A 14,825-nucleotide genomic window follows, 5' to 3' on the forward strand; every position below is an offset into this window, starting at 1 on the left:
ACTTTTTTCCAGTTTCGTCCTTTCAGGGGCGAAAGTTCTGCCTGGTTATCTGTCATGCGGGCAGGTTTGTGGGTAGTCTTGCCGGATATTGTCGATTTCGAGGAAAATTTATGTCCGTTGTCCTGGATGCCTACGATCGGCGCATTCTCGCCCTGCTGCAGGAAGATGCCGGGCTTTCCACCGCGGAGATCGCCGAACGCGTCGGGTTGTCGCAATCGCCCTGCTGGCGGCGCATTCAACGGCTCAAGGAGGAAGGGGTGATCCGCCGCCAGGTGACCCTGCTCGAGCGCAAGAAGGTCGGCCTCAACGCCCAGGTGTTCGCCCAGATCAAGCTCAACGCCCACGGCCGCTCCAACCTCACCGAGTTCGCCGCGGCCATGGAGGAGTTTCCCGAGGTGCTGGAGTGTCACGTGCTGATGGGCTCGATGGACTTCATGCTGCGCATCGTCACCCGCGACATCGAGGCCTACGAGCGCTTCTTCTTCGAGAAGCTGTCACTGTTGCCGGGGATCCAGGAGGTCAACTCCATCGTCGCCCTGTCGGAGATCAAGTCCACCACCAGCCTGCCCCTGGGCTAGGGCAGCAGAGGGGGCGGCGCCCCCCCTTGGCGAGAGGGCGCCGGCGTGCGCCTGGGCGCAGCGTGCGGGGCTACCTGACCAGCGCTTTCCAGGCCTTCAGGCTTTGCAGGATCTGCGCCTGGCTGGCGCGCAGCTGGCGCTGCTCCTCGTCCAGCGGCTGCAGGGCCAGCAGGTGGTACTTGTTCAACTCGCCGTACAGGCGGTCGACCTCCGGCACCTCCAGCAGGTCCCTGGCCAGACGCAGCCAGACGAGCAGGCGCTCGATGCGCGGCAGCTGCTCGCCGAGGTCTTCCGGCTGCTGCTGGTAGCGCTTGAGCTGCAGCGCGGCGCCTTCCTCGGCGACCAGTGTCGGCAGCCAGTTGCCCAGCGGGGCGGCGCCCTGACGGTTGCCGCGGTTGTTGCGCTCGGCGGTCCAGCTGCGTGCCAGCAGCCAGCGCGAGGCGTGCAGGGAAAACTGGCCCCAGCGGGTGTCGTCCAGCTCGGCGGCGAATTGTCCCGGCGCGTTCTGCCGCACGGTCTCGTCGTGCTGGCCGGCCAGCAGCCGCGGGCGCCAGTCATTCAGCAGGGCGTCGAGACGCTGGCGCAGCTCGCTGCTGCTGGCTCGCGGCGCCGCCTGACCAAGGCTGCCGAGCAGCGCGCGCAAGTCGACCAGCTGCTCCAGCCAGTCCACCAGCAGGCGCCAGTGGCCGTTGAAGCGGTATTGTTCGGCCAGGCGCTGGCTGCTGCCCAGCAGGTGCCAGGCCAGGGCGGCGAAGCCATCGTCCAGGCTGGTTTCTGCCGTCAGTTGCGGTGCCGGCAGGCTGAGGGCGTAGCTGCCGGCATCGAACAGCCGGTAGCCGCGCTCGGCCTTGCTGATGTCGCACGGCATCAAGGGCAGGTCGGCCGCCAGCTCGGCGGCCAGCTCCAGCAGCGCGCCGGGCTCGCCCTGGCGCAGCTCCAGTTCCAGTTCGCAGATTTCCTCCTGCTGGTCGCCGGCGACCACCTGGCCGAGGTCCAGCGCCGCCTCGATCACCACCTTGGCCTTGCCGCGGCCCCAGGCGATCTCGGCGCGCTGGCGGACGAAGTCGGTGGTGAACAGCGGCTTGAGCTGTTGCTTGTCGAGTTCGGCCAGGCTTGCCGGCCAGCAGCTGTCGTCGAGCTTCTTCAGGTCCAGCTTGGCCTTGCCCAGGGACCAGTCCCACTCGTTGCGCTCGGACAGCCCGGCGACGCTCTGGCCACGGGTCTTCAGGGTCTGGATGAACTGCTCGCCATCGCGGCGCAGGCGCAGCGCGACCTTGGCCTGGGCCAGCGCGCGCTCGGGGGTGTCGAAGTACTGGTTGAACAGCTCGCACTGCTCCCAGCCGCTCTTGTTACGCTTCTTCAGCAACGGGTGCTCGCGCAGGGCGGTCAGGGTGTCGCGGCTGACCCGCAGTTTGATTTCGGTTTCTTTGACCATGGTGGGAAACTTAAGCGCCTACTATGAAATTGTGACGGTGCGATGACGTGCGATGGCGGGCACCGGGAACGATCCGTATACTTGCCGCCTTTGGAAAAACCAGGGTTCACCCTATGCCAGTCAATCCCTTTGTCAGCCTGTTTGGTCGTTCGCCGATCGGACCGATGCAGCAGCACATTGCCAAGGCCCACGAGTGTGCGGCGAATCTCGTACCCTTTTTCGAGGCCGTGATGGCCGAAGACTGGGCCAAGGTAGAGCAAGTGCAACAGGACATGTCGCGCCTGGAGCACGAAGCCGACAAGCTCAAGAAAAGCGTGCGCCTGCACCTGCCCAAGAGCCTGTTCCTGCCCGTACCGCGCTCGGATCTGCTCGAGCTGCTGAGTGTACAGGACAAAGTCGCCAACCGCGCCAAGGACATCGCCGGGCTCGTGCTGGGCCGCGAGATGATGATTCCTCAGGCTCTGCAGCCGATCATGCGCAGCTACGTGCAGCGCACCGTGGACGCCAGCGCCCAGGCGCTGAAGGCCATGAACGAGCTGGACGAGCTGCTGGAAACCGGCTTCGCCGGTCGTGAAGCGGTGTTGGTGGAAACCTTGATCGAGGAGCTGGGTGTCATCGAACAGGACACCGACAACCTGCAGATCGACGTGCGCCGCCAACTGTTCAAGCTGGAGAAGGAGCTTCCGCCGGTCGATGTGATGTTTCTCTATCAGATCATCGACTGGATCGGCGATGTAGCCGACCGTGCCCAACGAGTGGGCAACCGACTGGAACAACTGCTGGCGCGCTAAGCGCCAGTGTCCTTTCTGGGATCAACGGAATCTAAATTATGTCTCTGATTGCGGACTACGGCCTCGTACTCCTGTTGCTGGCCTGCCTGTTCGGCTTCTTCATGGCCTGGGGCGTGGGCGCCAACGATGTCGCCAACGCCATGGGCACTTCGGTCGGCTCCCGGGCGCTGACCATCAAGCAGGCGATTCTCATCGCCATGGTCTTCGAGTTCTGCGGCGCCTACCTGGCCGGTGGCCAGGTCACCGAAACCATCAAGAGCGGCATCGTCGACGCATCGATAATCAGCCCCGAGCTGATGGTGCTGGGCATGATGTCGGCGCTGCTGGCGGCCGGTACCTGGCTGCTGGTGGCCTCGACCCGCGGCTGGCCGGTCTCGACCACCCACTCCATCGTCGGCGCGGTGATCGGCTTCGCCGCCTTCGGCGTGTCCATGGATGCGGTGCACTGGAGCAAGGTCGGGCCGATCGTCGCCAGTTGGGTGGTCTCCCCGGTACTGTCCGGCGTGGTGGCCTTCGGCGTGTTCGTCAGCGTGCAGAAGCTGATCATCGACACCGACAAGCCCTTCCTCAACGCCAAGCGCTATGTGCCGGTGTACATGTTCCTCACCGGTTTCATGGTGTCGATCATGACCGTGACCAAGGGCCTCAAGCACATCGGCCTGAACCTGTCCGCCAGCGAGGGCTTCTTCCTGTCGCTGGCCGTCGGCGCCGCGGTGATGCTGCTCGGCATCGCCCTGCTCAGCCGGATCAAGATCGACATCGAGGCCGACAAGGGCTTCCATTACGCCAGCGTGGAGAAGGTCTTCGCCGTGCTGATGATCTTCACCGCCTGCTCCATGGCCTTCGCCCACGGCTCCAACGACGTGGCCAACGCGGTCGGCCCGCTGGCGGCCATCGTCGGGGTGATCCAGTCCGGCGGCGAAGCGGTCGGTGCCAAGGCAGCCCTGCCGAGCTGGGTGCTGCTGCTCGGCGCCATCGGTATCGTCATCGGCCTGGCCACCTACGGCTACAAGGTGATCGCCACCATCGGCAAGGAAATCACCGAGCTGACCCCGAGCCGCGGCTTCGCCGCCGAGCTGGCCACCGCCACCACCGTGGTTGGCGCCTCGGCCATCGGCCTGCCGGTGTCCACCACCCACACCCTGGTCGGTGCGGTGCTGGGCGTCGGTATCGCCCGCGGCATCGGCGCGTTGAACCTGGGCGTGATCGGCAAGATCTTCATGTCCTGGATCATCACCCTGCCGGTCGGCGCGGCCTTGTCGATCCTGTTCTTCCTGACCCTGCGCGCCATCTTCGGCGGCGTCTGATCCGACTCGGCGGTTTCATCTGTGCTGGCGATGGTCCTATGATGGGAGCATCGCCAGCGGAGACCGTCGATGACCCTGCCTTCCTTCAAAGAGCAATTCGCCGCGCTGATCGCCGCGCCCTCGGTGAGCTGCACCCAGGCGCAGTGGGACCAGTCCAATCGCCCGGTGATCGAGTTGCTGTCCAGCTGGCTCACCGATCTCGGCTTCGCCTGCGAAGTGCAGGAGGTCGAGCCCGGCAAGTTCAACCTGCTGGCCAGCTACGGCAGCGGCGCGGGTGGCCTGGTGCTGGCCGGGCACAGCGACACCGTGCCCTTCGACGCCGAGCTGTGGCAGACCGACCCGCTCAAACTGACGGAAGCCGATGGCCGCTGGTTCGGCCTCGGCAGCTGCGACATGAAGGGTTTCTTCGCCCTGATCATCGAGGCCGTGCAGCCCCTGCTGACCCAGCGCTTCCAGCAGCCGCTGCTGATTCTCGCCACCTGCGACGAGGAAAGCTCGATGTCCGGCGCCCGCGCCCTGGCCGAGGCCGGCCGGCCGCTGGGCCGCGCCGCGGTGATCGGCGAGCCGACCGGCCTGCGGCCGATCCGCCTGCACAAGGGCATCATGATGGAGCGCATCGACATCCTCGGACAAAGCGGCCACTCCTCCGACCCTAGCCTCGGCCACAGCGCCCTGGAGGCGATGCACGGGGTGATGGGCGAACTCATGCAGCTGCGCCGCGACTGGCAGCGCCAGTACTGCAACCCACAGTTCAGCGTGCCGCAGCCGACCCTCAACCTTGGCTGCATCCACGGCGGCGACAACCCCAACCGCATCTGCGGCCAGTGCTCCCTGGAGTTCGACCTGCGGCCGCTGCCGGGCATGCAGCCGGAGGCGTTGCGTGCGGCGATTCGGCAGAAGCTGCAGCCGCTGGCCGAGCAGCATCAGGTGAAGATCGATTTCGCGCCGCTGTTCCCCAGCGTGCCACCCTTCGAGCAGGCCGCCGATGCCGAACTGGTGCGCCTGGCCGAGCAGTTGACCGGCCATCCGGCGACGGCGGTGGCGTTCGCCACCGAAGCGCCTTATCTTCAACAGCTCGGCTGCCAGACCCTGGTGCTCGGCCCGGGAGACATCGACTGCGCCCACCAGCCCAACGAATACCTGGAGATGTCACGCATCGAGCCGAGCGTGCGTCTGCTGCGTGAACTGATCCAACACTACTGCCTGAGCCCGGCCCCTTGAGCCCGGCCCCGACCCTTGCCAGCGGAAGGAGAGAACGCGTGATGCTGCCCCAACTGCGACGATAAAGCGGGTGCCGCCGGCTGCTTCACCGGGCGCGTGCCGCGCTCCGTTCATGCGTTCCTTTCACGGCTTACAGGTTTCCTCAGCAATGCACGACTACGTCAACTGGCTCCGCCACGCCTCGCCCTATATCAACGCCCACCGCGACTGCACCTTCGTGGTGATGCTGCCGGGCGATGGCGTTGCCCATCCGAACTTCGGCAATATCGTCCACGACCTGGTGCTGTTGCACAGCCTCGGCGTGCGCCTGGTGCTGGTGCACGGCTCGCGACCACAGATCGAGGCGCGCCTGGCCGCGCGCGGCCTGACCCCGCACTTTCACCGCGATCTACGGGTCACCGACGGGGCCACCCTGGAGTGTGTGATCGACGCTGTCGGCCAGCTGCGCATCGCCATCGAGGCGCGCCTGTCGATGGACATGGCCGCCTCGCCCATGCATGGCGCCAGGCTGCGGGTGGCCAGTGGCAATTTCGTCACCGCCCGTCCCATCGGCGTGGTCGATGGCATCGACTACCACCACACTGGCGAGGTGCGCCGCATCGACCGCAAGGGCATCGGCCGCCTGCTCGACGAGCGCAGCATCGTGCTGCTGTCCTCGCTCGGCTATTCGCCGACCGGGGAGATCTTCAACGTGGCCTGCGAGGATGTCGCCACCCGCGCCGCCATCGACCTGGGCGCCGACAAGCTGCTGCTGTTCAGCCCCGAGCGCGGCCTTCTCGACGAACAGGGCAAGCTGGTGCGTGAACTGCGCCCGCAGCAGGTGCCGGCCTACCTGGCGCGCCTGGGCAACAGCTACCAGGCCGAGCTGCTCGATGCCGCCGCCCAGGCCTGCCGCGGCGGGGTCAAGCGCGCGCACATCGTCGGCTATGCCGACGACGGCTCGCTGCTCACCGAGCTTTTCACCCGCGACGGCGGCGGCACCCTGGTCGACCAGGAACAGTTCGAATCGCTGCGCGAGGCGACCATCGAGGACGTCGGCGGGCTGATCGAGCTGATCAGCCCGCTGGAAGAGCAGGGCATCCTGGTGCGCCGCTCGCGCGAGGTGCTGGAGCGGGAGATCGAGCAGTTCAGCATCGTCGAGCGCGACGGCATGATCATCGCCTGCGCGGCGCTGTACCAGATCGCCGACTCGGATTTCGGCGAACTGGCCTGCCTGGCGGTCAACCCGTCCTACCGCCACGGCGGCCGCGGCGACGAACTGCTCGAGCGCATCGAGGAACGCGCCCGCAGCCAGGGCATCAAGACCCTGTTCGTCCTCACCACCCGCACCGCCCACTGGTTCCGCGAACGCGGCTTCGTCCCCAGCAGCGTCGACCGCCTGCCGGCGGCGCGCGCCTCGCTCTACAACTTCCAGCGCAACTCGCAGGTGTTCGAGAAGGCGTTGTAGTCGGGCGGGGCCGCTAAAGCTCCGGCCTCTATACGTCCAGCCCGCGCTCGCGTTCAAGATCGATCAGCCGGGTGGTGGGGCCGTCGGGTTGCAGGCGCTCGGTGACGATCTGCGGCCAGCGGTTGCGCGAGCGGCGCTTGGCGACGTTGTAGGTGAACTCCTGAATCCAGTTCATCGGGTAGAAGAGCAGGTCTCCGAGGAACAAGGCGACATCGATCCCGCTGAGGTAGTTCTTGCTGCCTGCCGCCGCTTTCTTCTCCGCTATGGTCTTGCGCGAGTGCACCAGGAAACCCGTGGGTTTCGTATGGGCCGCCAGCTGGCTTTTGACAAAGGCATCCGACTCACTGTGGTTGCCGTCCTTGTCGAACCAGGGGCCGTTGTTCATATAGGCGCGGATGTATTCCCAGAAGCCTTTCTGCATGGCCAGCGACTTGCCCATGGGCGCGCCGAGGCTGACCATCAGAGCGTTGTCCGGCTCGCCGAGACGGCGCACGAGTAGCTCCAGGGACGCGTTGTTCATGCCGGCGGTGTAAGGGCCGACGATCTGAAACTCGCAGGCGACGGCTTGGATGCCGTCCCAGGGGCTGTGGTAGAGCTCGCCGTTATGGTCGAAATAGACCTCGCGGGTGCGGCGGTTAAAGAGGATAGGTAGTGGGAGGGGGCGGCTGATTTCCCAAACAAAGGGAATCACAAAGGCAGGGACGCAGAACCAGAGTGAGAAAGGTACAAGGCTCCATTTTCCGGAAAACAACGCTAAAACTAGTATGCAGAAAAAGAGCATGGCCCCTCCAATTCCGCCAAGTAAGCCTGTTGCCATGCCTCTATCACTATCGCCGCCTGCCTGTAATGTCAGGTAATGCTCGGTGTGTTCATCGGTGATAAACAGCTCCAGGGGCTGTTCGCCCGTGGCCTGGCTGGCCGTCAACACTACGCTAGGTACTTGGCCGTATCTTTCCCGCGCCTGCTGGATAAGGTCTCTTAGAGCCATGCGATGTCCTCGATGTCGACTGGGGGCAGGGTAAGGCCTTCCAGGGGTGAGTAACTTAGTTTGCCGCTGATTTTATTGAGATCGCGTCCGTCGCGGTCCTGATGGTAGACGCGCCTGTAGGTGGCGACGCCGGGTTCGGTGCTGACCCGGGTGCCCGCATGGCGGTCGAAGTCCTTGCCGGTCCATTCCACCGGCTTGCGCAGGCTGCCGAAACCGAACAGACCGCCCCAAATTTCTTCGCCCTTGAAGTGGAGCATATCGTCGGTCAGGGCGGCTTGGCCGGGCAGGCGCAGGATCAGGTAGGTGATTTCCTGTATGCCACGGTAGGGGTTCAGCTCATTCAGCCGGTAGGCGTCGAAATAAACGGGGAACAGGTCCTTGTGCAGCTTGCCGGGACACGATTGACTTTCATGTTCAGCCCCGGTGGATATTGTCGTAGTCATCGCCCTTGGGTGTGGCGTGGATGCCTTTGGCTTCCTGCTGGCGGTAATAGGTTTCGATGCTTAGGTTATGGTCGATCTTGGACTGAAGGATGCAGGGCTGCTCTTGCCAGTTGTAATCGCGGTTACGCTTTATCATCTCTGCACGGCCACGGCGCTCCCAGGCCCGATAAGGCATATCGCGCCAGCAGCGCGGGTCGCGTTTGCTCTGGCGGTCGTGTTCCGCGGTGGTGGGGTCGAGGTGGCGGAACTGTTCGAGTATGGGCAGTTCCGGTAAGGGTTGAGTTACGTCCATATAGCGTTGCAGGGTATCCCAGAACGCCAGGGCCTCTTCCAGACTCATGCCCAGGGATTGAATTTTGGCGCCGAGAAACACCTCGACCGAGGTATAGCGGTGGTGCAGCCAGATGGCGAAACCGCTGTTGCCGTGGGGGCCGGGGCGAAACTCCAGGGTGGCGTCGAACTCATAGAACGGCGCGCTGAAAGGCTTCTGAAAGCGCCGGCCAATAGTGAGCATACCGGTCTGGCGATTAAAGCCGCTGCCGTCATGGGCAAATACACGCAGGTAGAGGTCTTGTAAGTAGTCCCAGCCGATCAGGCCCATAAAGACGCTAAAGGCCATGAAGAAACATAACCAGAGACTAGTTGCATCTTCTAATTGTGGGAAATTAAGCAGCGATGCTAATAGAGCCACGACAAACCCTGCACAGGTCTGCGCCAAGTAGTTTTTATAGCGCGGCTTGTCCCGCCCCCAAATATACCAATGACTTAATCCAATCATTATGAATGCAAACAAGCCGAGCGAACTGAGTAAAACTGCTGGAGTTGTAGTGCCGCTCTGCGCTGTCATATTCTGAAGTTGCGGTGAGAATGCACCAGTCATGGCCCCCCCCATATGGCCCACGGGGCATATAAAATTGATGTCCATTTTAGGTACGGAAATAAAATCATCCATTTGCTGGCGCTATCAAAGTTCCAGCGCTTTTGATTGATATAAAGATCGTCTTCCTTTTTTTCGTCTAGATAGTCACGCATGCCGGACTGCAACTGGGCATCTACATTCTGCCACGGCTCCAGATTGGCGTAATGCCCCCAGAGCAACTGGGTGCGGGTTGGGCCAGTACGATTGGCATCCTGCGACCATTTATGCGGCGGCTGGGCGGGGATGGCATTGCTGCGATAAGCCGAAGCGGCATAGGCCGCTTCTGGAGTTATGGGGGCATTCATACTTTGGCAAAGTCCCTTTGGGTGATCAGCCAATAGGCTACGTCATCGGCGTCGTCGCGGTCTCTGGGTGTACTCGCAGCAAGCGGTTGCCAGTTGCGCGGTTTTGGTTGGGGCAAGGTGATGCGGTTATAACCGGGAAAGGGGTCGTCCGCACGGCACATTGCTTCGCCCAACTGGAACTGGCCGTAGACCTTGAGGCTGAATTCAATCGCCTGCCGGTAGCGCAACGGATCGCTTTCCGTGGGCACGGCGTAATGCGCGGGCAATACAAAGAGCAAGCGGTTGCCGTCCAGCACAACCGCCCCGAGTTTTTGCTTGGAAATGGGCTGATAACGATAGGACCAGCCAGAGGCATGGCTGCGGGTACGCAGTACTTCCCTCGCGAACAGGTTGAAGTCGACGCCATTGCGGAACTGACCGAGCAACGGGGTGCGCAGTTCCACCACCCAGTCTTTCGGCCTCAGGTATATGCGTGCTTCGTTCTGTGCATCTTGCAAGCGGGCATTGTCTGCCGCGCTGGCTTTTTCCTGCCAATGCTGCAAGCGCTCGATATGCACGCGGGGCTCACCCAGTGCGCCGAGCAGCTGTTGGTAGGCCAGCAGCGGATCGGTCATCTGTGGCAGGCGCTGCTTGGTGCCGAAGGGGCCGTGCTTGATGGCCTGTTCTACCGCGCTATCGGCCAGTAACACGCTGCCAATAACCCCGGCCACCAGCAAGCCGACCCCCAGCCCGAGCAACCAGGGGCTGGCCAGCAGGCCAATGGTATAGAGTGCCCAGATACCCGAGCCGCTGGCAGCGATCATATTGGCCATGGCGACATCGTCGTCGCCGTCACATAGAGCGCGCCCGGCGTCCCAGACAAACAAACCAGCGGTAAAAACGCCCATCGCGATAAATGAGCCGACACTCGACACATTGAGCCATGTGCTACCGGTGCGCTTTAGCAGGTTGTCTGCCCAGAAGCCGGATGTCTGGAAACGCCCCCGTTCCCAGAACACATGCCAGGGGTTTCCGGTCCTTTTTGCATCGGTTAGCAATTTAAGTGCAACGTTATTGGCAGCCAGGCCAAGATCAGCTAAGCCGCTCAAGAAGCCTCCCAAATAGCGGTAATCTTCCTTGTTTTTCAGTAGTGTCCTCGCTTCAACAGTATTGGCATACAAACTAAACCCCGCACACACGGTTGCCAGTACGGGTATCGACTTGCTGTTGGCGAGGGCCTTGGCCGTATCCAGGTGACCAGCCATGGCACGCCATTGTTTGTAGTCGGCGACCAGCGGATCGTTAGCCTCCGCAGCCACCACCATGACCTGCCCCAGGTCTTTCCGGGCAAAGCCCAAACGCTCCGCTAGCTTGTCGCTGCTGGTCGTCTGCACCTTGCCATTTTTCGCTTCTAGGTTGGCGTAGAGGTAATTGTCGCGTGTCAACGTGGCGCGTTCGGCCGCGGTGATGCCGAAACTGAAGCCGTCGCCGTGCACGCCCAGTACCACCATATTCTTGGCCAGGGCCTCGCCTTGAGGCATCAGTTTCAGCCTCTTGGCCCGGCTGTGCAGGTGGCTCAGCACATCGAAGGTCGGGGCGAAGCTGCGGTGCAGTTGTACCTGAGTAACGCTGCTGCTCGCACTGATGCGCTTGACCGCCAGCGCACTGGCCGTGGCGACATGGTTGAGCAACTCGTCGAGGGCTGCTGCCAAGTTCTGGCCGATATAGGCGTTGTTGAGAAAGCTCAGGGCACTCAGGCCTAAACGCTCAGGGTTGACGGCCATACCGCTGGCCGCAAGGGCCTGTAGGCGTTTGGCAGTTTCTGGCAGCTCACCCTGGGTATTGGCCAATAAACCTTTGGTTAGCGCATGGGTAGCTTTGATCAGCTGACGGCTGAGTTTCTCCACGTTAGCACTGACCTTCATATCCTGGGCTTCAATGCAGCGCGGGTCGCAGCCCTTGGGCGAGCGGTTGAGCACCTCCAGCAACTCGCTCAGCTGGGCATAGGGTTCCAGCAGACGTTCATCGTGGCTGTGGAGAAAGTCGTTCCACACTGCAGGCAGTCGTTCGACCACCTTGAGCACACGCTCCTGCTGACGATAGAGCTGCCCACGGGCTTGCTCGCGCTCAGCATGCAAGGTGGCTTTTTTAAGCGCGGCAATATCGATGTGCTCTTTGAACTCTTGCAGCGGACCGTTTACAGGCATGGCCTCGCTGTAAAGCACCTCGGCATAACGGCCGAAGGGCTGATGCGGAACCAAGGCGTTGAGGGTCTGCAACAGCTCAGCACATAACCGCGACTGAGCGACAGCATGGCGCAGGGCGAAAATGGGGTCATCGAGCATCACGCCAACCAGTTGCGGATGACCGCGCAACTGGTACTCCGCCAGCAAGTCTTTGCTGGGCGGCAGTACGGGCAATGGGTCGGGTGGCGTGGTCCGAATAAAACCTGCCAGTTCTTTCTGTCGCTGTTCAAGTTGTTTAACCAACGAGGTAGCTGGCAGCTCAGTGAGACCTGCATTGAATAGCAGAGGGTCTTCAAGCAGGGTTTCAAGATGCAACTCACGGGCACACATACCTTTGCTAATACGTGTGATCTGAATAATTGGCATCGCTTGAGTGGCTTTCCATTGCTCAGGACCTACAACAGCAGCAGCCCAAGCAGGTGCGATGTTCTGGCAACGTTGCTTGATCCGTCCGGAGCTGGCTTCTAGCCACTCGATGTACTCCCAAGTCCAGGGCAACTCGCTGTAGGCCATGGCAAGCTGGTCACCAACAAAACGCCCTTGTAACAACATGGGCACAAGAATCAGATGCTGCTTAGCCCCAACAGGCTTACGCTCATCCGCCTTGCCGCCGCTCTGTGCCGTTTTGCGCCAGTGCGCAACATCAACCTCAAACAGCTGGCCCTGACCATCACTTTCCAACTCGCGCCATAGCTTGCCCTGCCGGAAGATATATAGGCGACCTGGGCGCAGCAGTCCGCCTTTTGGGGCCTCATCGTATTTCTCATAACCCGGCAGCCGCGCCATGGGCACAACGGCGAGAAAGGTGTTCTGCTGAACCTCCGGCTCTTCTTCGTGACTGCGCATATCTGATTCAACGGGGATCTTCAGCGTGCCGCCATCGCTGCGCTCGATATTCAGAGCTAATCGAGCACGGCGCGTATTTTCGTACTCCGCACGTTTTCGCGTGCCCTGCTTGATGGGCTGATCTTTTAGCTCGCTCATGCATCACCTTCCGGGTCGAGCAGTTGTACTTGGCCACCCATGCCGGGGTCGCCCCAGACATCGACAATCAGTTGTTGTGCCCCTTGCTCGCCCAGGTTCGCCAGCGGCAACAGCGGATTGACGTTGGCCTTGCCGGTCTTTTCCCCGGTCGGTGCGGTATCGGCGGGCTTGGGAGTGATCGGTAATATCGGCGCTGCCCCCGAGCCACTGCCCGGCCCGCCGCCGGAGTTGATCTTGATCACCGGGCCGACCAGGGTGAGGCCGCCGGCATCCAGCTTGATAAAGCTGCCGGCGGCCTTGAGGGTCAGGTCGCTGCCGGCTTCGAGCACCACTTTCTGCCCGCTGGATAAATGAATCTCGCTACCGGCGTTGATAAATTGGCCGGTGCCGATCTTGATGTGCTGGTTGTTGCCGACGCTGAGGTGGTCGTTGGCCTTGATCTCGCTCTTGCGGTCGGCGTGGGTGGTGCGGTGCTCTTCGGCCTTGAACTCGCTGTAGCTGTTGGCCTCGACCGTGTCGTGGCGCTCAGAGCCGATGCGGATCTTCTGGTCGTGCTCGATGTTCTCGTCCCAGTCGCGCTGGGCATGGATATAGATCTGTTCCTGGCCCTTGCGGTCCTCGATGCGCAGTTCGTTGTAGCCGCCTCCGCCGGGACTGCTCAGGGTCTTGAATACAGTGCGGGTCTTGTTCGCCGGCAGGTCGTAGGGCACCACGTGTTCCTTGTGGTACAGGCAGCCGGTCACCAGCGGCTGGTCGGGGTCGCCTTCGAGGAAGGTGATCAGCACCTCCATGCCGATGCGCGGGATGGCGATGCCGCCGTAGCGGTCGCCGGCCCAGTTGCTGGACACGCGCAGCCAGCAGCTGGTCTTGTCGTCCGCTTGGCCGTGGCGGTCCCAGAAGAATTGCACCTTGACCCGGCCGTATTCGTCGCAGTGGATCTCTTCGCCCGCCGGGCCGGTGACCACGGCGCTCTGGCTGCCGAGGATGCGCGGCTTGGGGTGGCGCACGCGCGGGCGGTAGGGCACGGTCCAGGGCGTGGCGCTGAAGCGGTTGCGGTAGCCCTGCTGAAGGCAGCCCCGCTGGAAACCGTCGGCCTTATCGGTGTGGCTGGTCACGGCCTCTTCCAGCACCTGCGGCTGCTTGCCCTCGTGGTGCACTTCGGTGAGTAGCCAGAGGTCGTTCCAGCTGGGCCGTGGGTGGTCGGTGAAGGCCAGGAAGTGGCCGCTGACCAGCAGGCTCTGATCGCTCTCGCCCTCAGCCAGTTCGAAGTCGTGGCGGTGGCGTTCCAGGGCGCGCTGGCTGAGGTGCTTGCCGCGCTCACGTTCGACGAAGCGGCCGGGGTAGTCGTAGTCCTCGAGGTCGGGTACGAACGCACTCTTGGCGCCGGCCTCGAGCAGCAGCTTGGGCTTCTCGAAGTCGTAGTCGCGGCGCGTCACTCGATTCGTGCGGGTTTCCACGCGCACGCCGAAACGCTTGATCACCGGTTCGTCGGCCACCAGGCCGCTGTCCTGCTGGTAGGCGGTGGGGGCCAGTTTGGGGAAGGGCGTCTGGTCGTCGCCGAAGACCAGTACATGCCCGTCTGTGCTGTGCTGGAAGTGGTAGTGGATACCTTCTTCCTCGCACAGGCGCTGGACGAAGTGCAGGTCGGACTCGTCGTACTGCACGCAGTACTCGCGCTCGGGGTACACCGAGCCGAGTTGGAAGTGGTAGGCATTGGCCTGGATGCCGTGTTCCTCGAGCACCTGGCCGATGATCTTCACAACGGAAAGGTGCTGGAAGATGCGCTGGTTGATGCGATGGGCCAGGTAGGCCAGTTGCGGGCGCAGGCTGAGGTGGTAGCGGGTCAGGCGCTTGCCGGACTCGCCCTGGGCGATACGGTAGATCTGCCCGTGGATGCCGTTACCGGCTGGCGACAGGGCGAGGAAGGCCGGGCCATGCAGCAGGGCTTCCAGGTCGAGGTCGGGGCGTTCGCTGACCAGTTCCACCTCGAACTCGAAGGGCTGGTTGAGCGCCTCGCGGCCGCTGAACGCGAGGACCTGGAAATCGTGGGCCACGCCCGCGATCTCCAGGCTGAAATGGGTCTGGTTGGCCTGGGCGAACATCCGTTGTTCCTCTTCCATCGTTCCATGAGCCGCGTCAGTGCGCGCAGCGCCGCCGTTATAACCCAGGCGCAGCCAGGTGA

The 14,825-nt window shown here is 62.7% G+C and carries 12 protein-coding genes; 5 read left to right on the forward strand and 7 right to left on the reverse strand.

All coding sequences use genetic code 11. The features are described from left to right. The first annotated feature begins 110 nt into the window (after positions 1-110). On the forward strand, positions 111-578 hold the full coding sequence (locus LPB260_RS21695; RefSeq protein WP_208707928.1) for an Lrp/AsnC family transcriptional regulator: 468 nt from the start codon (positions 111-113) through the stop codon (positions 576-578). A 70-nt stretch (positions 579-648) separates the two neighbouring features. Here LPB260_RS21695 and LPB260_RS21700 read toward each other — a convergent pair whose 3' ends face one another. Next, entirely contained in the window at positions 649-2,013 is a 1,365-nt protein-coding gene (locus LPB260_RS21700; protein WP_208707929.1) for an inorganic triphosphatase, read from the reverse strand. Positions 2,014-2,126: 113 nt separating this feature from the next. On the opposite strand from LPB260_RS21700, the gene LPB260_RS21705 reads away from it, so the two are divergent. The 4 genes from LPB260_RS21705 (at position 2,127) to argA (ending at position 6,779) form a co-directional block, all read left to right on the forward strand. Further along, positions 2,127-2,804 carry a TIGR00153 family protein gene (locus LPB260_RS21705; RefSeq protein WP_208707930.1) on the forward strand — a complete coding sequence of 226 codons (678 nt, stop codon included), beginning with the start codon at positions 2,127-2,129 and terminating at the stop codon, positions 2,802-2,804. A gap of 38 nt (positions 2,805-2,842) precedes the next feature. After that, positions 2,843-4,111 (forward strand): inorganic phosphate transporter, encoded by a 1,269-nt coding sequence (locus LPB260_RS21710; RefSeq protein ID WP_208707931.1) that lies wholly within the window; start codon positions 2,843-2,845, stop codon positions 4,109-4,111. A gap of 69 nt (positions 4,112-4,180) precedes the next feature. Further along, positions 4,181-5,332 carry an acetylornithine deacetylase gene (gene argE, locus LPB260_RS21715; protein ID WP_208707932.1) on the forward strand — a complete coding sequence of 384 codons (1,152 nt, stop codon included), beginning with the start codon at positions 4,181-4,183 and terminating at the stop codon, positions 5,330-5,332. Positions 5,333-5,480: 148 nt separating this feature from the next. Next, on the forward strand, positions 5,481-6,779 hold the full coding sequence (argA, locus tag LPB260_RS21720) for an amino-acid N-acetyltransferase (protein WP_208707933.1): 1,299 nt from the start codon (positions 5,481-5,483) through the stop codon (positions 6,777-6,779). A gap of 28 nt (positions 6,780-6,807) precedes the next feature. Here argA and LPB260_RS21725 read toward each other — a convergent pair whose 3' ends face one another. The 6 genes from LPB260_RS21725 to tssI are packed head-to-tail and all read right to left on the reverse strand — an operon-like array spanning position 6,808 to position 14,745. Then, positions 6,808-7,767, reverse strand: a complete 960-nt coding sequence (locus LPB260_RS21725; protein WP_208707934.1) for a hypothetical protein — start codon at positions 7,765-7,767, stop codon at positions 6,808-6,810. After that, a complete protein-coding gene (locus LPB260_RS21730) occupies positions 7,758-8,210 on the reverse strand; it encodes a hypothetical protein (protein ID WP_208707935.1) in 453 nt (150 codons plus the stop codon). The genes LPB260_RS21725 and LPB260_RS21730 overlap by 10 nt, the downstream gene beginning before the upstream one ends. After that, positions 8,182-9,090 carry a hypothetical protein gene (locus LPB260_RS21735; RefSeq protein ID WP_256625536.1) on the reverse strand — a complete coding sequence of 303 codons (909 nt, stop codon included), beginning with the start codon at positions 9,088-9,090 and terminating at the stop codon, positions 8,182-8,184. The genes LPB260_RS21730 and LPB260_RS21735 overlap by 29 nt, the downstream gene beginning before the upstream one ends. Continuing rightward, positions 9,087-9,434 (reverse strand): hypothetical protein, encoded by a 348-nt coding sequence (locus tag LPB260_RS21740; RefSeq protein WP_208707936.1) that lies wholly within the window; start codon positions 9,432-9,434, stop codon positions 9,087-9,089. The genes LPB260_RS21735 and LPB260_RS21740 overlap by 4 nt, the downstream gene beginning before the upstream one ends. Continuing rightward, entirely contained in the window at positions 9,431-12,643 is a 3,213-nt protein-coding gene (locus tag LPB260_RS21745; RefSeq protein WP_208707937.1) for a hypothetical protein, read from the reverse strand. Before LPB260_RS21745 ends, LPB260_RS21740 begins: the two co-directional genes overlap by 4 nt. Next, on the reverse strand, positions 12,640-14,745 hold the full coding sequence (gene tssI / locus LPB260_RS21750) for a type VI secretion system tip protein TssI/VgrG (RefSeq protein WP_208710108.1): 2,106 nt from the start codon (positions 14,743-14,745) through the stop codon (positions 12,640-12,642). Before tssI ends, LPB260_RS21745 begins: the two co-directional genes overlap by 4 nt. Positions 14,746-14,825 lie beyond the last annotated feature (80 nt).

The sequence above is a fragment of the Pseudomonas sp. LPB0260 genome, from assembly GCF_013388395.1.

Coding starts and splice junctions, on each gene's coding strand:
- LPB260_RS21700 (WP_208707929.1), bottom strand. CDS start 2,013: ATGGTCAAAGAAACCGAAATCAAACTGCGGGTCAGCCGCGACACCCTG.
- LPB260_RS21695 (WP_208707928.1), top strand. CDS start 111: ATGTCCGTTGTCCTGGATGCCTACGATCGGCGCATTCTCGCCCTGCTG.
- LPB260_RS21705 (WP_208707930.1), top strand. CDS start 2,127: ATGCCAGTCAATCCCTTTGTCAGCCTGTTTGGTCGTTCGCCGATCGGA.
- argE (WP_208707932.1), top strand. CDS start 4,181: ATGACCCTGCCTTCCTTCAAAGAGCAATTCGCCGCGCTGATCGCCGCG.
- tssI (WP_208710108.1), bottom strand. CDS start 14,745: ATGTTCGCCCAGGCCAACCAGACCCATTTCAGCCTGGAGATCGCGGGC.
- LPB260_RS21725 (WP_208707934.1), bottom strand. CDS start 7,767: ATGGCTCTAAGAGACCTTATCCAGCAGGCGCGGGAAAGATACGGCCAA.
- LPB260_RS21735 (WP_256625536.1), bottom strand. CDS start 9,090: ATGACTGGTGCATTCTCACCGCAACTTCAGAATATGACAGCGCAGAGC.
- LPB260_RS21740 (WP_208707936.1), bottom strand. CDS start 9,434: ATGAATGCCCCCATAACTCCAGAAGCGGCCTATGCCGCTTCGGCTTAT.
- LPB260_RS21745 (WP_208707937.1), bottom strand. CDS start 12,643: ATGAGCGAGCTAAAAGATCAGCCCATCAAGCAGGGCACGCGAAAACGT.
- LPB260_RS21710 (WP_208707931.1), top strand. CDS start 2,843: ATGTCTCTGATTGCGGACTACGGCCTCGTACTCCTGTTGCTGGCCTGC.
- argA (WP_208707933.1), top strand. CDS start 5,481: ATGCACGACTACGTCAACTGGCTCCGCCACGCCTCGCCCTATATCAAC.
- LPB260_RS21730 (WP_208707935.1), bottom strand. CDS start 8,210: ATGACTACGACAATATCCACCGGGGCTGAACATGAAAGTCAATCGTGT.